Origin of the sequence: Pseudomonas sp. KK4 (assembly GCF_001984065.1) — a bacterium.
Classification (GTDB): domain Bacteria; phylum Pseudomonadota; class Gammaproteobacteria; order Pseudomonadales; family Pseudomonadaceae; genus Aquipseudomonas.
In genome coordinates this window covers 1-14,287 of sequence record NZ_LYVP01000127.1, presented here as the reverse complement: position 1 = coordinate 14,287, position 14,287 = coordinate 1, and the positions used below count along the sequence as shown (strand labels likewise).

Sequence of the window (14,287 nt, the reverse complement as noted above, 5' to 3'; positions counted from 1 at the left end):
ACTTTAATGCCATCTGACACTCCGCCTTCGCGAGCAAGCCCGCTCCCACAGTGGCACGTGGCGTTATTTAACGGCCGACACCCGCCACACCTTGTTCCCCACATCATCGGCCACCAGCAGGCCACCCTGCTGATCGATCACCACACCCACCGGCCGGCCCATGGCCTTTTCATCGTCATTGAGAAAACCCGTCAGCACATCAACCGGCTGCCCGTTCGGCTTGCCGGCGCTGAACGGCACGAAAATCACTTTGTAGCCACTGTGCGGCTTGCGGTTCCAGGAGCCGTGTTGGCCGATGAAGGCGCCTTCCTTGAATTGCGCCGGCAAAGTGTTGCCTTCAGCGAATGTCAGACCCAGCGACGCGGTATGCGGGCCCACCGCATAGTCCGGCGCAATTGCCTTGGCCACCAGGCCAGGGTTTTGCGGCTCGACGCGCACATCGACATGCTGACCGTAGTAGCTGAAAGGCCAGCCATAAAACCCACCATCCTTCACGGAGGTAATGTAGTCCGGCACCAGGTCGCTGCCGATTTCATCCCGCTCGTTGACCGCGGTCCACAGCGCACCGCTCGCCGGTTCCCAGGCCAGGCCATTGGGGTTGCGAATCCCGGAAGCAAAGATCCGATGGTTACCGGTAGCGCGATCCACTTCCCAGATCGCCGCGCGCCCCTCTTCCTGGTCCAGACCGTTCTCGCCGACGTTACTGTTGGAACCGACGGTGACGTACAGCTTGCTGCCGTCCTTGCTGGCGATCACGTTTTTCGTCCAGTGGTGATTCAGCGTGCCACCGGGCAGGTCGACCACTTTGATCGGCTGCGACTTGATCGCCGTGTCACCGTTTTCATAGTGGAAGCGCAGCAAGCGATCGGTGTCGGCGACATACAGGTCATTGCCCACCAGCGTCATGCCGAAAGGCGAATTCAGGTTTTCAAGAAACACCGTACGAGTTTCGGCGATGCCGTCATGGTCGGTATCGCGCAGCAGCGTGATGCGGTTGGGGCTTGGCGTACCGGCACCGGCGCGGCCCATGACTTTCTTGGTGATCCAGCCCTTGATGCCCTTGTTGTCATCGGGCTTGGGCGGGGCGTTGGTCTCTGCGACCAGAATGTCGCCATTGGGCAGTACATAGAGCCAGCGCGGGTGATCGAGATTTTCGGCAAAGGCCGCCACCTGAGTGCCGCTGGCCGCAACCGGTTTGGCGCCATCCGGCCAGCCGATGGCCGGGGCGATATTCATCGTCGGGAACAGGGTCTTGTTCGGCTCCGGCAGCTTGGGCGAAGGACCGGTGCCGTCAGAGACTTGCAGGCTGGAGGTTTCACCGCAGGCGGCGAGCCCGCAGGCGAGAGCGAGGACGAGAACGTGCTGAGGCTTGCGCATACTGATCTTCCCTATAAATGCATGGACCTGATCAGTAGAGAAGCGCAAGCCTGCGATGGTTCAACGGTCAGCCACGAGCCTCCTTGAGCAGCACTGCGATGCCGGGGTGATAGTGGCCCGCTTCGTCACGCAACTTGCGATAGGCATAGGGGAAGTACCAGGCCACGGCGCAGCTGTTTTCCTTTTGCAGGTCATCGACCATGTCCTGCAATTCCTCGGGGGTGGCGCCGTGCTGGGTCTTCTGCGGAGCCACGAACAGACAGCCCAGCTTCAGGTCGCTGGCGTAGCTGATTTGTCGGGCTGCGCCGGTGATGTCCTGCAAGGCCTGTGTCAGGTGCAGGCTGTTGACCCTTGGCCAGCGTTGCGTGGCCTGTAGCCAGGCGCGGGCTTCGGACGTGGCGATGAACAGGTCGGCGCGGGCGTTGCGCTCACCTTCTTCGATCTGTTTGCGGGTGGGCGATTGTTGCAGGGTGACCATCTCGGCCATCCAGGCGGCGGCATTGAGCAAGCCGAGATTGGCCTTTTCATCGAGCCAGTAGGGTGTTTCACCGTCACCGCGTACGGCGTTGTAGCGGTCGATACAGTCAAACCAGCGTTCCAGCGCCGGGCGCAGGAATTCCAGCTTCGGATTGCTGATGATCATGCCTTGCATGGGGCTCACCCTTGTTATTGTGTTTGTGGGTTATGGCTCTTTGATATCACCGTGATCAGTGTGGCACAAGATTGGCGCCGGAATATTGGGCGCCAGTCGATATTCCTGCACCGGGCGCCCGGCTTTAATTGACGCTCCACCCCCAACCCTCTAACCTTCGCCGCTTGTTTCAGGTGCTCTGTGGCATGTGTCGACAGAGTGAAACAGGGAAGCCGGTGAGTGGCCGATGCAATGCATCGAAGGCTTGCGATCCCGGCGCTGCCCCCGCAACGGTAAATGAGTGAACGCTGCGTCTTGAGCCACTGTGTCGACGACATGGGAAGGCGCGCAGCCAGGCCAACGCCGCTCATGAGCCCGGAGACCGGCCTGATCCATCCAAGCGGCATCACGGTGGGCGATGCCAGGCTTCTTGCCATCTATTGTTGTGCCTGCCCGCCGTTATTCCTGCCTCAACGGAGAGCTCCCCATGACTGATACCCCTGATCGTGACGAACGTCATCTGGCGCGCATGCTGCGCAAGAAAGCCGTGATCGACGAGCGCATCGCCAATTCCCCCAACGAATGCGGCCTGCTGCTGGTGCTGACCGGCAACGGCAAGGGCAAGAGCAGTTCGGCGTTCGGCATGCTCGCCCGCTCCATGGGCCATGGCATGCAGTGCGGGGTGGTGCAGTTCATCAAGGGGCGCAACAGCACCGGCGAAGAACTGTTCTTCCGGCGCTTTCCCGAGCAGGTGCGTTTTCACGTGATGGGCGAGGGCTTTACCTGGGAAACCCAGGACCGTCAGCGTGACATCGCCGCCGCTGAAGCCGCCTGGGCGGTTTCCCAGCAACTGCTGCGCGATCCGTCCATCGGTCTGGTGGTGCTGGATGAACTGAACATCGCCCTCAAGCACGGCTACCTCGATCTCGATCAGGTGCTCAGTGACTTGCAGGCGCGTCCGCCGATGCAGCACGTGGTGGTCACCGGTCGCGGCGCCAAGCCGGAAATGATCGAACTGGCCGACACCGTCACCGAAATGGGCATGATCAAGCACGCCTTCCAGGCCGGGATCAAAGCGCAGAAAGGCGTCGAGCTGTGAATCAACCTCGTCACTGCCCGGCGGTTCTGATCGCCGCGCCGGCTTCCGGTCAGGGCAAGACCACTGTCACCGCCGCGCTGGCCCGTTTGCATCGCAATCAGGGACGCAGGGTCCGAGTGTTCAAATGCGGCCCGGACTTTCTCGACCCGATGATTCTCGAGCGCGCCAGTGGTGCGCCGGTGTATCAACTGGACATGTGGATGGTCGGCGAGCAGGAAAGCCGTCGGCTGTTGTGGGAGGCCGCAGGCGAAGCCGACCTGATTCTGATCGAAGGGGTGATGGGACTGTTCGACGGCACGCCGTCCAGTGCGGACCTGGCGCGGCACTTCGGCGTGCCGGTGCTCGGTGTCATCGATGGCACCGCCATGGCCCAGACCTTTGGCGCACTGGCCTTGGGCCTGGCGCGCTACCAGCCGGACCTGCCGTTTGCCGGGGTGCTGGCCAATCGCGTGGGTACGCTGCGACACGCACAGTTGCTCGAAGGCAGCCTCACCGAAGGCCTGCGCTGGTACGGCGCCTTGTCCCGGGAAACCGGGATCGAATTGCCGAGCCGCCACCTCGGTCTGGTGCAGGCCAGCGAGTTGAACGACCTCGACCTGCGCCTGGATGCGGCGGCCGATGCCTTGGCCAGCAGTTGCGAAGTCGCGTTGCCGCCGGCGGTAGAGTTCGCGGCCCCGGATGTGATCGCTGCCGAGCCGTTGTTGGCCGGCGTGCGCATTGCCGTTGCCCGGGACGAAGCCTTTGCCTTTACCTATGGCGCCAGCCTCGATCTATTGAGGGCGATGGGCGCCGAACTGCGGTTTTTCTCGCCGATTCGCGATGCGGATTTGCCCGAAGCCGACAGCCTGTATCTGCCCGGTGGTTATCCGGAATTGCACCATGTGGCGCTGGCGCAAAACACGTCGATGCTCGAGGCGATTCGCGCCCATCACGCCGCCGGCAAACCGTTGCTGGCCGAATGTGGCGGCATGCTCTACCTGCTCGATTCGCTGACCGATGTCGAAGGCACTCGTGCAGAACTGGTCGGGCTGCTCAATGGCGATGCAGTGATGCAGAAACGCCTCGCTGCGCTGGCCTTGCAAGCGGTTGAACTGCCGGAAGGTTCGCTGCGCGGACACACCTACCACCACTCGCTGACCACCACTGAGTTGACGCCGATTGCCCGTGGCTTGAGTCCTAACGGCGGGCGCGGGGCGGAGGCGGTTTTCCGTGAGGGGCGGATGACGGCGTCGTATGTGCATTTTTATTTTCCGTCGAATCCGGCCGCGATCGCCGCGCTTTTTGCGCCTGACCTTGAGGGCGCCTTCGCGAGCAAGCCCGCTCTCACATTGGATCACCTGACCCCTGTGGGAGCGGGCTTGCTCGCGAAGCGGCCATGACAGACAACGCATTCAGCCAGGCCGAGCGCGATGCTGTTTATCGAGCCATCGCAGAACGCCGCGACATGCGCCACTTCAGTGGCGGCACGGTCGAGCCCGAACTGCTCCAGCGCCTGCTCGAAGCCGCGCACCAGGCACCCAGCGTTGGCTTGATGCAGCCTTGGCGCTTCATCCGCATCAGCGACCGAGCCCTGCGCGGCAAGATCCAGGCGCTGGTGGAGGATGAGCGCGTCCGCACCGCCGAAGCCCTCGGCGAGCGCACTGACGAATTCATGCAGCTCAAGGTCGAAGGCATCAATGATTGCGCCGAGGTGCTGGTGGCCGCGCTGATGGATGACCGTGAGCGTCATATCTTCGGCCGTCGAACCTTGCCGGAAATGGACATGGCGTCGTTGTCCTGCGCGATCCAGAACCTGTGGCTGGCGTCCCGCGCCGAAGGGTTGGGCATGGGCTGGGTGTCGCTGTTCGAGCCGCAGGCGCTGGCCGACCTGCTGGGCTTGCCCGTCGGGGCAAAACCTTTGGCGGTTCTGTGCCTGGGACCAGTGAAAGCGTTTTACCCGGCACCGATGCTGGTGCTCGAAGGCTGGGCGCAGGAGCGTCCGTTGAACGAATTGTTATACGAAAATTATTGGGGAGTGCATCCATGAGTGTGGCGTTGTTGAGTGTCGCCGCCGTGGCGCTGGATGCGCTGCTGGGCGAACCCAAACGCTGGCATCCGCTGGTGGCGTTCGGCCGTTTTGCTGATCGCATCGAACAACGTTTCAACGCGGGCGGTCGCGGCTGGCGCAGCCATGGCGTCACCGCGTGGGTGATCGCGGTGCTGCCGTTGACGCTGCTGGCCACGGCGTTTTCCTGGGCGCCTTATGTCGGCTGGGTGGTCGAGATTCTCGCACTTTATTGCGCCCTCGGCATGCGCAGCCTCGGCGAGCATGTCACCCCTGTAGCCACAGCCTTGCGCAGCGACGACCTGGAAGCGGCACGCAGCCGCGTCAGTTATCTGGTCAGCCGTAAAACCAGCGAGCTGGATAAAACCGAAGTGGCCCGCGCCGCCACCGAGTCGGTGCTGGAGAATGGCAGCGACGCGGTGTTCGCTGCCCTGTTCTGGTTTGCCGTGGCTGGCGCGCCGGGCGTGGTGCTCTATCGTCTGAGCAATACCCTGGATGCCATGTGGGGTTATCGCAATGAACGCTTCGAGCGTTTCGGCTGGGCGGCGGCGAAGATCGACGACGTGCTCAATTACATCCCCGCGCGCCTGGTGGCATTGACTTACGCGCTGTTGGGCAAGACCCGACTGGCCCTGAAATGCTGGCGTACACAAGGCCCGACCTGGGACAGCCCCAATGCCGGGCCAGTGATGGCGGCCGGCGCCGGTGCGCTGGGTGTCGAATTGGGCGGTCCGGCGATTTATCACGGCGAACTGCATGAGCGTCCTCAATTGGGTGAAGGCATCCCGGCAGACGCGGACGCCATCGACCGCGGCTGGCAATTGGTCCAGCGCGGGGTATGGTTATGGCTGCTGATTCTCTGCGTGGGGGCTGAATTTTATGCTTGAGCACGGTGGCCGGTTGCGCAAGGCGGCGCTCGAATACGGCATCGACGAAGCCGATTGGCTGGACCTGTCCAGCGGCCTGGCGCCCTGGCCGTTTCCGGTACCGGATATTCCATTGCGGGCCTGGGCGCGCTTGCCGGAAACCGACGATGGGCTGGAGCAGGCCGCTTGCGATTATTACGGCACCTTGCAGGCGTTGCCGGTGGCCGGTTCACAAATGGCCATCCAGTTGCTGCCGCGATTGCGCCGCGCTGGCAAGGTGGGGGTGCTGTCGCCCTGTTACGCCGAGCACGCCGAAGCCTGGCGCCGCAACGGTTACATCGTGCGCGAAGTGCTGGAGCAGGAAGTCGATTTCTTCGTCGACAGCCTCGACGTACTGGTGGTGGTCAACCCGAACAATCCCACAGGCCTGAGCCTGACCCCCGCCCGCTTGCTCGACTGGCATGGACGGCTGGCCCAGCGCGGCGGCTGGCTGGTGGTGGACGAAGCGTTCATGGACAACACTCCGAATCTGAGCGTGGCGCCGTTTGCCCATCAGGTCGGTTTGATCGTGCTGCGCTCCTTCGGCAAGTTTTTTGGCCTGGCCGGGGTACGCCTGGGTTTTGTCTTGGCCGAGCGCAAGTTGCTCAAGCTGCTCGCCGAACAGGTCGGCCCCTGGGCCGTCAGCGGTCCGACCCGGGTGGTGGGGCAGGCTTGCCTGCGCGATACCGATGGGCATGCACGGCAACGGGCGCGGGCCGAGGAGGCCAGTGAACGGCTGGCAACCTTGCTCGAGCTGCAGGGCTTCAAGCCCCAGGGGGGTTGTGCCTTGTTCCAGTGGCTGGTCACCGAACGCGCCGAAGCACTTTACGAGTTCATGGCCCGGCGCGGCATTCTGCTGCGCCTGTTCAGCCAGACCGGCAGCCTGCGTTTTGGCCTGCCGGGTGATGACGCCGATTGGGCGCGCCTGACAGCCGCCTTCGAAGCCTTTGCCAGGGACGCTTCATGAGTACGTTGATGGTGCAGGGCACCACCTCCGACGCCGGTAAAAGCACGCTGGTGACGGCGCTGTGTCGCTGGGTCACCCGTCAGGGCATCAGCGTCGTGCCGTTCAAGCCACAGAACATGGCGCTCAACAGCGCGGTAACGGCGGACGGTGGCGAAATCGGCCGCGCCCAGGCGGTCCAGGCCCAGGCGGCTTTCCTCGAACCGCACACCGACATGAACCCGGTGCTGCTAAAACCCAACAGCGACACCGGCGCCCAGGTGATCATCCATGGCCGCGCCGTCACCACCATGAACGCCGTGGCCTATCACGACTACAAGGCCATCGCCATGCAGGCCGTGCTGGCCTCCCATGCCCGCTTGAGCGCGGCTTATCCATTAGTGATGGTCGAGGGCGCGGGCTCACCGGCGGAGATCAACCTGCGTGCCGGCGACATCGCCAACATGGGCTTTGCCGAAGCGGTGGACTGCCCGGTGGTGTTGATTGCCGACATCAACCGCGGTGGAGTGTTCGCCCATCTGGTGGGCACGCTGGAACTGCTGTCGCCCAGCGAACAGGCGCGGGTCAAGGGCTTCATCATCAACCGTTTTCGCGGCGACATCGCTTTGCTGCAACCGGGCCTGGACTGGCTGGAGCAGCGCACCGGCAAACCGGTGATTGGCGTGCTGCCCTACGTGATGGACCTGCACCTGGAGGCCGAGGACGGCATCGATCAGCGCCAGATCGACAAGGCCGATCAGGTACTGAAAGTGGTGGTGCCGGTGCTGCCGCGCATCAGCAATCACACCGATTTCGACCCGTTGCGCCTGCACCCGCAGGTCGATCTGCAATTCGTCGGTCCCGGGCAGGCGATTCCTGCGGCGGACCTGATCATTCTTCCCGGTTCGAAAAGCGTACGCAGCGACCTCACGTATCTGCGGGCCAACGGCTGGGAAACTGCGATCAATCGTCATCTGCGCTACGGTGGCAAAGTGCTGGGGATTTGCGGCGGCCTGCAGATGCTTGGCCAACAGGTGCACGACCCGCTGGGCCTTGAGGGCGCGGCCGGTTCCAGTGCCGGACTGGGTTTGCTGGCGTTTGACACGACGCTTGAGCAGGAGAAGCAACTGCGCAATGTGCGTGGGCGTCTGGTCCTCGAGGATGCGCAGGTCAGTGGCTATGAAATCCACGCTGGCGTGACGACCGGCGCGGCTCTGGAAAACCCGGCGGTGCAGCTCGATGATGGCCGTTGCGACGGCGCACACAGCTGCGACGGGCAGATTTTCGGCACCTACTTGCATGGCCTGTTCGAATCCCCGGCGGCGTGCAGTGCGTTGTTGCGCTGGGCGGGGTTGCGGGATGTGCAAGCGGTGGATTACCACGGCTTGCGCGAGCGGGATATCGAGCGGTTGGCGGATCTGGTGGAGAAGCATCTGGACACCGGACTGTTGCGTGAGCTCTGTGGGATTTGAGGTGAGGGTTCTGGCCTTTTCGCGAGCAAGCCCGCTCCCACAGAGGTTGTATTCACCGCCGATCAAGAGTGGGAGCGGGCTTGCTCGCGAAGACGGCAGCGGCCACACCCAAGCATTCAGGAAATGAACACATGCTCCAACTGATCCTCGGCGGCGCTCGCTCCGGCAAAAGTCGCCTGGCCGAGAAGCTCGCAAGCGACAGCGCCCTGGCCGTCACCTACATCGCCACCAGCCAACCCCTGGACGGCGAAATGAACCACCGCATCGCCCATCACCGCGCCCGGCGCCCGGCCGACTGGGCGCTGATCGAAGAGCCTCTCGAACTGGCGCGCGTCCTGCGGGAAAACGCCCGCGCCGATCGCTGCCTGCTGGTCGATTGCCTGACTCTGTGGCTGACCAACTTGCTGATGCTCGACGACGCCGAGCGCCTCGCCGCCGAGCGCGATGCCTTGCTGCAATGCCTGGCGTCGTTGCCGGGAGAAATCATTTTTGTCAGCAACGAGACCGGAATGGGTGTCGTGCCGCTGGGCGAATTGACTCGCCGCTATGTCGATGAAGCCGGTTGGCTGCATCAAGCTCTGGCCGAGGGGTGTCAGCGTGTCGTCCTGACCGTCGCCGGCCTGCCCCTGACTCTGAAAGGAACCGCGTTATGACTCAATCCTGGTGGCAGAACCCGTGCAAGCCGATCGATGCCCATGTCGTGGAGCAAGCGCAGGCCCGGCAGCAGCAACTGACCAAACCGGCCGGCTCCCTCGGCCAACTGGAATCGCTGGCGGTGCAATTGGCCGGGATGCAGGGGCAAATCAAACCGAGCCTGGCGCAGGTCTGGATCGCGATTTTTGCCGGTGACCATGGCGTAGTGGCTGAAGGGGTGTCGGCGTTTCCTCAAGAGGTCACCGGGCAGATGCTGCACAACTTCGTTACCGGCGGTGCGGCGATCAGCGTGCTGGCGCGGCAGTTGGGGGCTTCGCTTGAAGTGGTGGATCTGGGGACGGTTACGCCGTCGTTGAACCTGCCGGGTGTGCGTCACTTGAACGTCGGCCCGGGCACGACGAATTTCGTGCAGGGTCCGGCCATGAGCGCCGCCCAGGGCGAACTCGCCCTTCAGGCCGGTCGCGACAGCGTGCTGCGGGCGAAAGCGGACGGCGCGCAGTTGTTCATCGGCGGCGAGATGGGCATCGGCAACACCACGGCCGCCAGTGCGTTGGCCTGTGCATTGCTGGATTGCCCGGTGGTGCACCTGACCGGGCCCGGCACCGGATTGAACGCGGCGGGCGTCAACCACAAGGCCGAAGTCATCGAGCGCGCGCTGGCCTTGCACAGTGCCCAGCGTGGCGATGCGCTGCAAACCCTGTTCAACCTCGGCGGTTTTGAAATCGCAGCATTGGTCGGCGCTTATCTGGCCTGTGCGCAGGAAGGCATCGCGGTGCTGGTGGACGGCTTTATCTGCAGCGTCGCGGCGCTGGTCGCGGTGCGTCTGAATCCGCAAGCTCGGCAGTGGTTGTTGTTCGGCCATCGCGGCGCCGAGCCGGGGCATCGGCATGTGCTGGAAACCCTGAGCGCCGAGCCGCTGCTCGATCTCGGTTTACGCCTGGGCGAGGGCAGCGGGGCGGCGCTGGCGGTACCGCTGTTGCGTCTGGCTTGCGACCTGCACGGGCAGATGGCGACTTTCGCTGAAGCGGCGGTGGCGGATCGTCCGGCATGACCTTGCATCTGGATCTGCTGCGCCACGGTGAAACCGAACTTGGCGGCGGCCTGCGCGGCAGCCTCGACGATGCGCTGACCGAAAAGGGCTGGCAGCAGATGCGTGCAGCGGTGATGGAGCGGGGGCCGTGGGACAGATTGGTCAGCTCGCCGTTGCAGCGATGCGCGCGGTTCGCCGAGGAACTCGCCGGGCAATTGGCCTTGCCGTTGGCGTTCGATCGCGACCTGCAGGAACTGCACTTCGGCGCGTGGGAAGGGCAAAGCGCTGCGCAGTTGATGGAAACGGACGCTGACGCTTTGGGGAAGTTCTGGGCCGATCCTTATTCCTTCACCCCGCCTCAGGGTGAGCCGGTGGCGCAGTTTTCAGTGCGGGTGCTGACCGCCGTGGCGCGATTGCAGGCAACGTACGCCGGCCAGCGGGTGCTGCTGATCAGCCATGGTGGCGTCATGCGTTTACTGCTGGCCCAGGCGCGGGGCCTGCCCCGTGAGCAGTTGCTCAATGTCGAGGTGGGTCATGGGGCGCTGTTCTCGTTGTCGGTCGAGTCCGATGGTCTCTTGAGGGAAGGGCGCTGAACATGCTGCCGTTCTGGATCGCCCTGCAATTTCTCAGCAGCCTGCCGATCCGGCTGCCGGGCATGCCACAACCCCAGGAACTGGGCCGTTCGCTGCTGTTTTACCCACTGGTGGGTGTGCTGTTTGGCGTGATTTTGTGGGCACTGAACTGGGTCTTGCTGGGGACACCGCTGTTGCTGCATGCCGCGTTGTTGCTGACGGGGTGGGTATTGCTCAGCGGCGCACTGCACCTCGATGGCCTGGCCGACAGTGCCGATGCCTGGCTGGGTGGTTTTGGTGACCGTGAACGGACGCTGACCATTATGAAAGACCCGCGCAGCGGGCCGAGCGCGGTGGTCGTGCTGGTGTTGGTGTTGCTGTTGAAATTCTGCGCATTGCTGGCATTGATCGAGCAGCACAATGCCGTTGCCCTGATCATCGTTCCGTTGCTGGGGCGCAGTGCGTTGTTGGGATTGTTCCTGACCACGCCCTATGTGCGTCCCGGTGGCCTGGGCCAGGCGTTGGCCGATCATCTGCCGCGTTCGGCCGGTAAGCAGGTGTTGGTGGTCAGTGGGTTGGCCTGCGTGTTGATTGCCGGGCTCAGTGGTGCAATTGCCGTCGTGTTGGCGGTTCTGGTGTTCGTTTGGTCCAGGCACGCAATGATGCGGCGACTGGGCGGAACCACGGGCGACACGGCCGGGGCATTGCTGGAATTGCTGGAAATGACGCTGTTGGTTGGCCTGGCACTCACCCTGTAGGAGCGAGCTCGCTCGCGATGAGCGTCAACGAAGACGCAGGCTCCCTGCATGAACGCGGTGTGTTTGCGTTCATCGCGAGCGAGCTCGCTCCTAAAGGGTTCCGTGTAACATAAATTTGCATTCCATCAATCGCGGGTATATACACGCACCATGCTCGATTCCCAATGTTTATGCATCAACCTGCGTCGCGCCGCCCGTGGCGTCAGCAGGCACTACGACGGCGCTCTCGACGGCTTCGGGATCAACGTTGCGCAGTATTCTTTGCTGTGCAATCTGCAGCGCCTGGATCAACCGAGCATTTCCACCCTGGCCGAGGCCATGGGCCTGGATCGCAGCACGCTGGGGCGCAATCTGCGGGTGCTGGAGGGCGAGGGTCTGGTGATGCTGGTGGAGGGCGAGGACATGCGCAATCGCATCGTGCGCCTGAGCGACGCCGGTGCCGAGCGCTTGAAAGCCGCGTTGCCTGCCTGGGAAGCCGCTCAGCAGCGGCTGGTGGATCGCCTGGGGACTGAAAAGCGCGAAACCTTGTTGAAGTTGTTGGACGAACTGGCGTGAGGCCGGTTCGTTCGATTTTAAGCGGGTATATACCCGCGACCGGAGAACAATAATGACATCGATGTGGCGTACATGCGGTTGGGTGCTGTTGGGGAGTGCGCTGATCCTGGCTTTGTCTCTGGGGGTGCGGCACGGCTTCGGTCTGTTCCTGGCACCGATGAGCGCCGAGTTCGGCTGGGGCCGTGAGGTCTTTGCCTTCGCCATCGCCCTGCAAAACCTGATCTGGGGCCTGGCGCAGCCGTTTACCGGGGCGCTGGCCGATCGTTTTGGCGCGGCGAAGGTGGTGCTCATCGGTGGCGTGCTGTACGCCCTGGGTTTGGTGTTCATGGGCATGTCCGATTCGGCGGCGACCCTGTCACTCAGCGCCGGCCTGCTGATCGGCCTCGGCCTCTCTGGCACCTCGTTCTCGGTGATCCTCGGCGTGGTCGGGCGCGCCGTGCCGCCGGAGAAACGCAGCATGGGCATGGGCATCGCCAGTGCCGCCGGTTCCTTCGGTCAGTTCGCCATGTTGCCCGGCACACTGGGGCTGATCGGCTGGCTCGGCTGGTCCACGGCCCTGCTGGCGCTGGGAATACTGGTGGCGCTGATCGTCCCGCTGGTGAGCATGCTCAAGGACAAACCCCTGCCGGTGCTGGGCCACGAGCAAACCTTGACCGAAGCCCTGCGCGAAGCCTGTTCCCATTCGGGGTTCTGGCTGCTGGCGTTCGGCTTTTTTGTCTGCGGTTTCCAGGTGGTGTTCATCGGCGTGCACTTGCCGGCGTACCTGGTGGACCAGCATCTGCCGGCGACCGTGGGTACGACGGTGCTGGCGCTGATCGGGCTGTTCAACATCTTCGGCACCTACACCGCCGGCTGGCTGGGTGGGCGCATGTCCAAGCCGCGGTTGCTCACCGGTTTGTATCTGTTGCGGGCGGTGGTGATCGGGTTGTTCCTGTGGGCGCCGGTCACCACCACGACCGCTTATCTGTTCGGCATGGCCATGGGCTTTTTGTGGCTGTCGACGGTGCCCTTGACCAACGGTACGGTCGCGACCTTGTTCGGTGTGCGAAACCTGTCCATGCTCGGTGGGATCGTGTTCCTGTTCCACCAGCTCGGCTCGTTCCTGGGCGGCTGGCTGGGCGGGGTGGTATATGACCGAACCGGGAGCTATGACTTGATCTGGCAGGTGGCGATTCTCTTGAGCCTGATGGCCGCCGCGTTGAACTGGCCGGTGCGCGAGCGCCCCGTGGCGCGCCTGCAATCGCAAATGAGCGCGACATGAACAGCCTGTGGCCGCGAATCACCGTGCTGGCTGTCTGTACCTTGCTGCTGGCCCTGGCATGGTGGGGCTGGCATCAGGGCGGGCTGGCCTTGATGCAGCTAGGTATGGGTGCCTGTTAGAGGCGCTTGCTAGCAGCAAGGCAGGGCGAGTAACGTCGACCTCGACACTGGCTCACAAGGAAGCACCGATATGCTGATGCGTTGGTTGGCCGTTCCTGCATTACTGGTGGCGTTTGGCGGATTGGCTCAAGCGGCTGACTGCCCGGCGCTGCTGCAAGGCTCGTTGCCCAAGTTGCGCGCCAATGAGTCCATCGATCTGTGCCAGCGCTTTGCCGGCAAGCCGCTGGTAGTGGTCAACACTGCCAGTTTCTGCGGCTTCGCACCGCAGTTCAAAAGCCTGGAGGCATTGAATCAGCGGTACAAGGATCAGGGGCTGGAGGTCATCGGTGTGCCGTCCAATGACTTCAAGCAGGAGTCCAAGGATGGCGCCGAGACTGCCAAGGTCTGTTATGTGAATTATGGCGTGACCTTCACCATGACTGATCCGCAGAACGTCCGCGGCGACGATGCCACCCATCTGTTCAAGGTGCTGGCCGAACAGAGCAGTGCGCCGAAGTGGAATTTCTACAAGTACGTGGTGGATCGTCAGGGTAAGGTGATCGCCAACTTCTCGAGCCTGACCAAGCCGGATGATCCGGAGTTTATCGAGGCGGTCGAGAAGGCTTTGGCGTCGCCGCCGTTGGCTTCGGCGCCCTGAGCTGTTGGACGTACCCGATCCCTGTGGGAGCGGGCTTGCTCGCGAAGGCGGCCTTCGGGCCGACCTGGCTGTTGTTGACTGGGCACATATCCGTTGCTGCGGTAACGGCCGCTTAGGGTTTCGCCCTTACGGCGAGTCACTTTTGACAAACGCCTCAAAAGTAACCAAAAACGCTTGCCCCGGCGTCCGGCCCCTCGCTAGGGCTCGGGGTTCCTTCGCTGCGGCATTCA

Annotated in this window: 16 protein-coding genes and 1 riboswitch; of the genes, 14 read left to right on the top strand and 2 right to left on the bottom strand. The window is 63.3% G+C overall.

Features of this window, described 5'->3' with window-relative positions; all coding sequences use genetic code 11:
- Positions 1 to 63: 63 nt before the first annotated feature.
- Both B0W55_RS25520 and B0W55_RS25515 read right to left on the bottom strand, forming a co-directional pair.
- Positions 64 to 1,377 carry a sorbosone dehydrogenase family protein gene (locus B0W55_RS25520; protein WP_077048687.1) on the bottom strand — a complete coding sequence of 438 codons (1,314 nt, stop codon included), beginning with the start codon at positions 1,375 to 1,377 and terminating at the stop codon, positions 64 to 66.
- A 67-nt stretch (positions 1,378 to 1,444) separates the two neighbouring features.
- Positions 1,445 to 2,029, bottom strand: coding sequence for a hypothetical protein (locus tag B0W55_RS25515; protein WP_077048686.1), 585 nt, complete (start codon positions 2,027 to 2,029; stop codon positions 1,445 to 1,447).
- Between the two features lie 154 nt (positions 2,030 to 2,183).
- A riboswitch (cobalamin riboswitch) is annotated at positions 2,184 to 2,414 on the top strand.
- Between the two features lie 81 nt (positions 2,415 to 2,495).
- Between B0W55_RS25515 and cobO the strand changes: the two genes are divergently transcribed.
- From cobO to B0W55_RS25450, 14 genes are all read left to right on the top strand, one after another.
- Complete coding sequence (cobO, locus tag B0W55_RS25510) at positions 2,496 to 3,107, top strand: cob(I)yrinic acid a,c-diamide adenosyltransferase (protein WP_077048685.1); 612 nt, start codon at positions 2,496 to 2,498, stop codon at positions 3,105 to 3,107.
- Positions 3,104 to 4,486 (top strand): cobyrinate a,c-diamide synthase, encoded by a 1,383-nt coding sequence (locus tag B0W55_RS25505; RefSeq protein ID WP_077048684.1) that lies wholly within the window; start codon positions 3,104 to 3,106, stop codon positions 4,484 to 4,486. The genes cobO and B0W55_RS25505 overlap by 4 nt, the downstream gene beginning before the upstream one ends.
- Positions 4,483 to 5,133, top strand: a complete 651-nt coding sequence (gene bluB, locus B0W55_RS25500; RefSeq protein ID WP_077048683.1) for a 5,6-dimethylbenzimidazole synthase — start codon at positions 4,483 to 4,485, stop codon at positions 5,131 to 5,133. The genes B0W55_RS25505 and bluB overlap by 4 nt, the downstream gene beginning before the upstream one ends.
- The gene (gene cbiB, locus B0W55_RS25495) at positions 5,130 to 6,038 is read left to right on the top strand and encodes an adenosylcobinamide-phosphate synthase CbiB (RefSeq protein ID WP_077048682.1); all 909 of its coding nucleotides are present in this window, start codon (positions 5,130 to 5,132) and stop codon (positions 6,036 to 6,038) included. Before bluB ends, cbiB begins: the two co-directional genes overlap by 4 nt.
- A complete protein-coding gene (cobD, locus tag B0W55_RS25490; RefSeq protein WP_077048681.1) occupies positions 6,031 to 7,023 on the top strand; it encodes a threonine-phosphate decarboxylase CobD in 993 nt (330 codons plus the stop codon). Before cbiB ends, cobD begins: the two co-directional genes overlap by 8 nt.
- Positions 7,020 to 8,471, top strand: a complete 1,452-nt coding sequence (locus tag B0W55_RS25485; protein ID WP_077048680.1) for a cobyric acid synthase — start codon at positions 7,020 to 7,022, stop codon at positions 8,469 to 8,471. The genes cobD and B0W55_RS25485 overlap by 4 nt, the downstream gene beginning before the upstream one ends.
- Before the next feature lie 131 nt (positions 8,472 to 8,602).
- Positions 8,603 to 9,124 carry a bifunctional adenosylcobinamide kinase/adenosylcobinamide-phosphate guanylyltransferase gene (cobU, locus tag B0W55_RS25480; RefSeq protein WP_077048679.1) on the top strand — a complete coding sequence of 174 codons (522 nt, stop codon included), beginning with the start codon at positions 8,603 to 8,605 and terminating at the stop codon, positions 9,122 to 9,124.
- Positions 9,121 to 10,176 carry a nicotinate-nucleotide--dimethylbenzimidazole phosphoribosyltransferase gene (gene cobT / locus B0W55_RS25475; protein ID WP_077048678.1) on the top strand — a complete coding sequence of 352 codons (1,056 nt, stop codon included), beginning with the start codon at positions 9,121 to 9,123 and terminating at the stop codon, positions 10,174 to 10,176. Before cobU ends, cobT begins: the two co-directional genes overlap by 4 nt.
- Positions 10,173 to 10,748, top strand: coding sequence for an alpha-ribazole phosphatase family protein (cobC, locus tag B0W55_RS25470; RefSeq protein WP_077048677.1), 576 nt, complete (start codon positions 10,173 to 10,175; stop codon positions 10,746 to 10,748). Before cobT ends, cobC begins: the two co-directional genes overlap by 4 nt.
- Before the next feature lie 2 nt (positions 10,749 to 10,750).
- A complete protein-coding gene (locus B0W55_RS25465) occupies positions 10,751 to 11,485 on the top strand; it encodes an adenosylcobinamide-GDP ribazoletransferase (protein WP_077048676.1) in 735 nt (244 codons plus the stop codon).
- Positions 11,486 to 11,635: 150 nt separating this feature from the next.
- The gene (locus tag B0W55_RS25460) at positions 11,636 to 12,040 is read left to right on the top strand and encodes a MarR family winged helix-turn-helix transcriptional regulator (RefSeq protein ID WP_077048675.1); all 405 of its coding nucleotides are present in this window, start codon (positions 11,636 to 11,638) and stop codon (positions 12,038 to 12,040) included.
- Between the two features lie 52 nt (positions 12,041 to 12,092).
- Positions 12,093 to 13,301 carry an MFS transporter gene (locus tag B0W55_RS25455; RefSeq protein ID WP_077048674.1) on the top strand — a complete coding sequence of 403 codons (1,209 nt, stop codon included), beginning with the start codon at positions 12,093 to 12,095 and terminating at the stop codon, positions 13,299 to 13,301.
- Entirely contained in the window at positions 13,298 to 13,420 is a 123-nt protein-coding gene (locus tag B0W55_RS31295; RefSeq protein WP_256576398.1) for a hypothetical protein, read from the top strand. Before B0W55_RS25455 ends, B0W55_RS31295 begins: the two co-directional genes overlap by 4 nt.
- A gap of 70 nt (positions 13,421 to 13,490) precedes the next feature.
- A complete protein-coding gene (locus B0W55_RS25450) occupies positions 13,491 to 14,057 on the top strand; it encodes a glutathione peroxidase (protein ID WP_077048673.1) in 567 nt (188 codons plus the stop codon).
- The last annotated feature ends 230 nt before the right edge of the window (positions 14,058 to 14,287 follow it).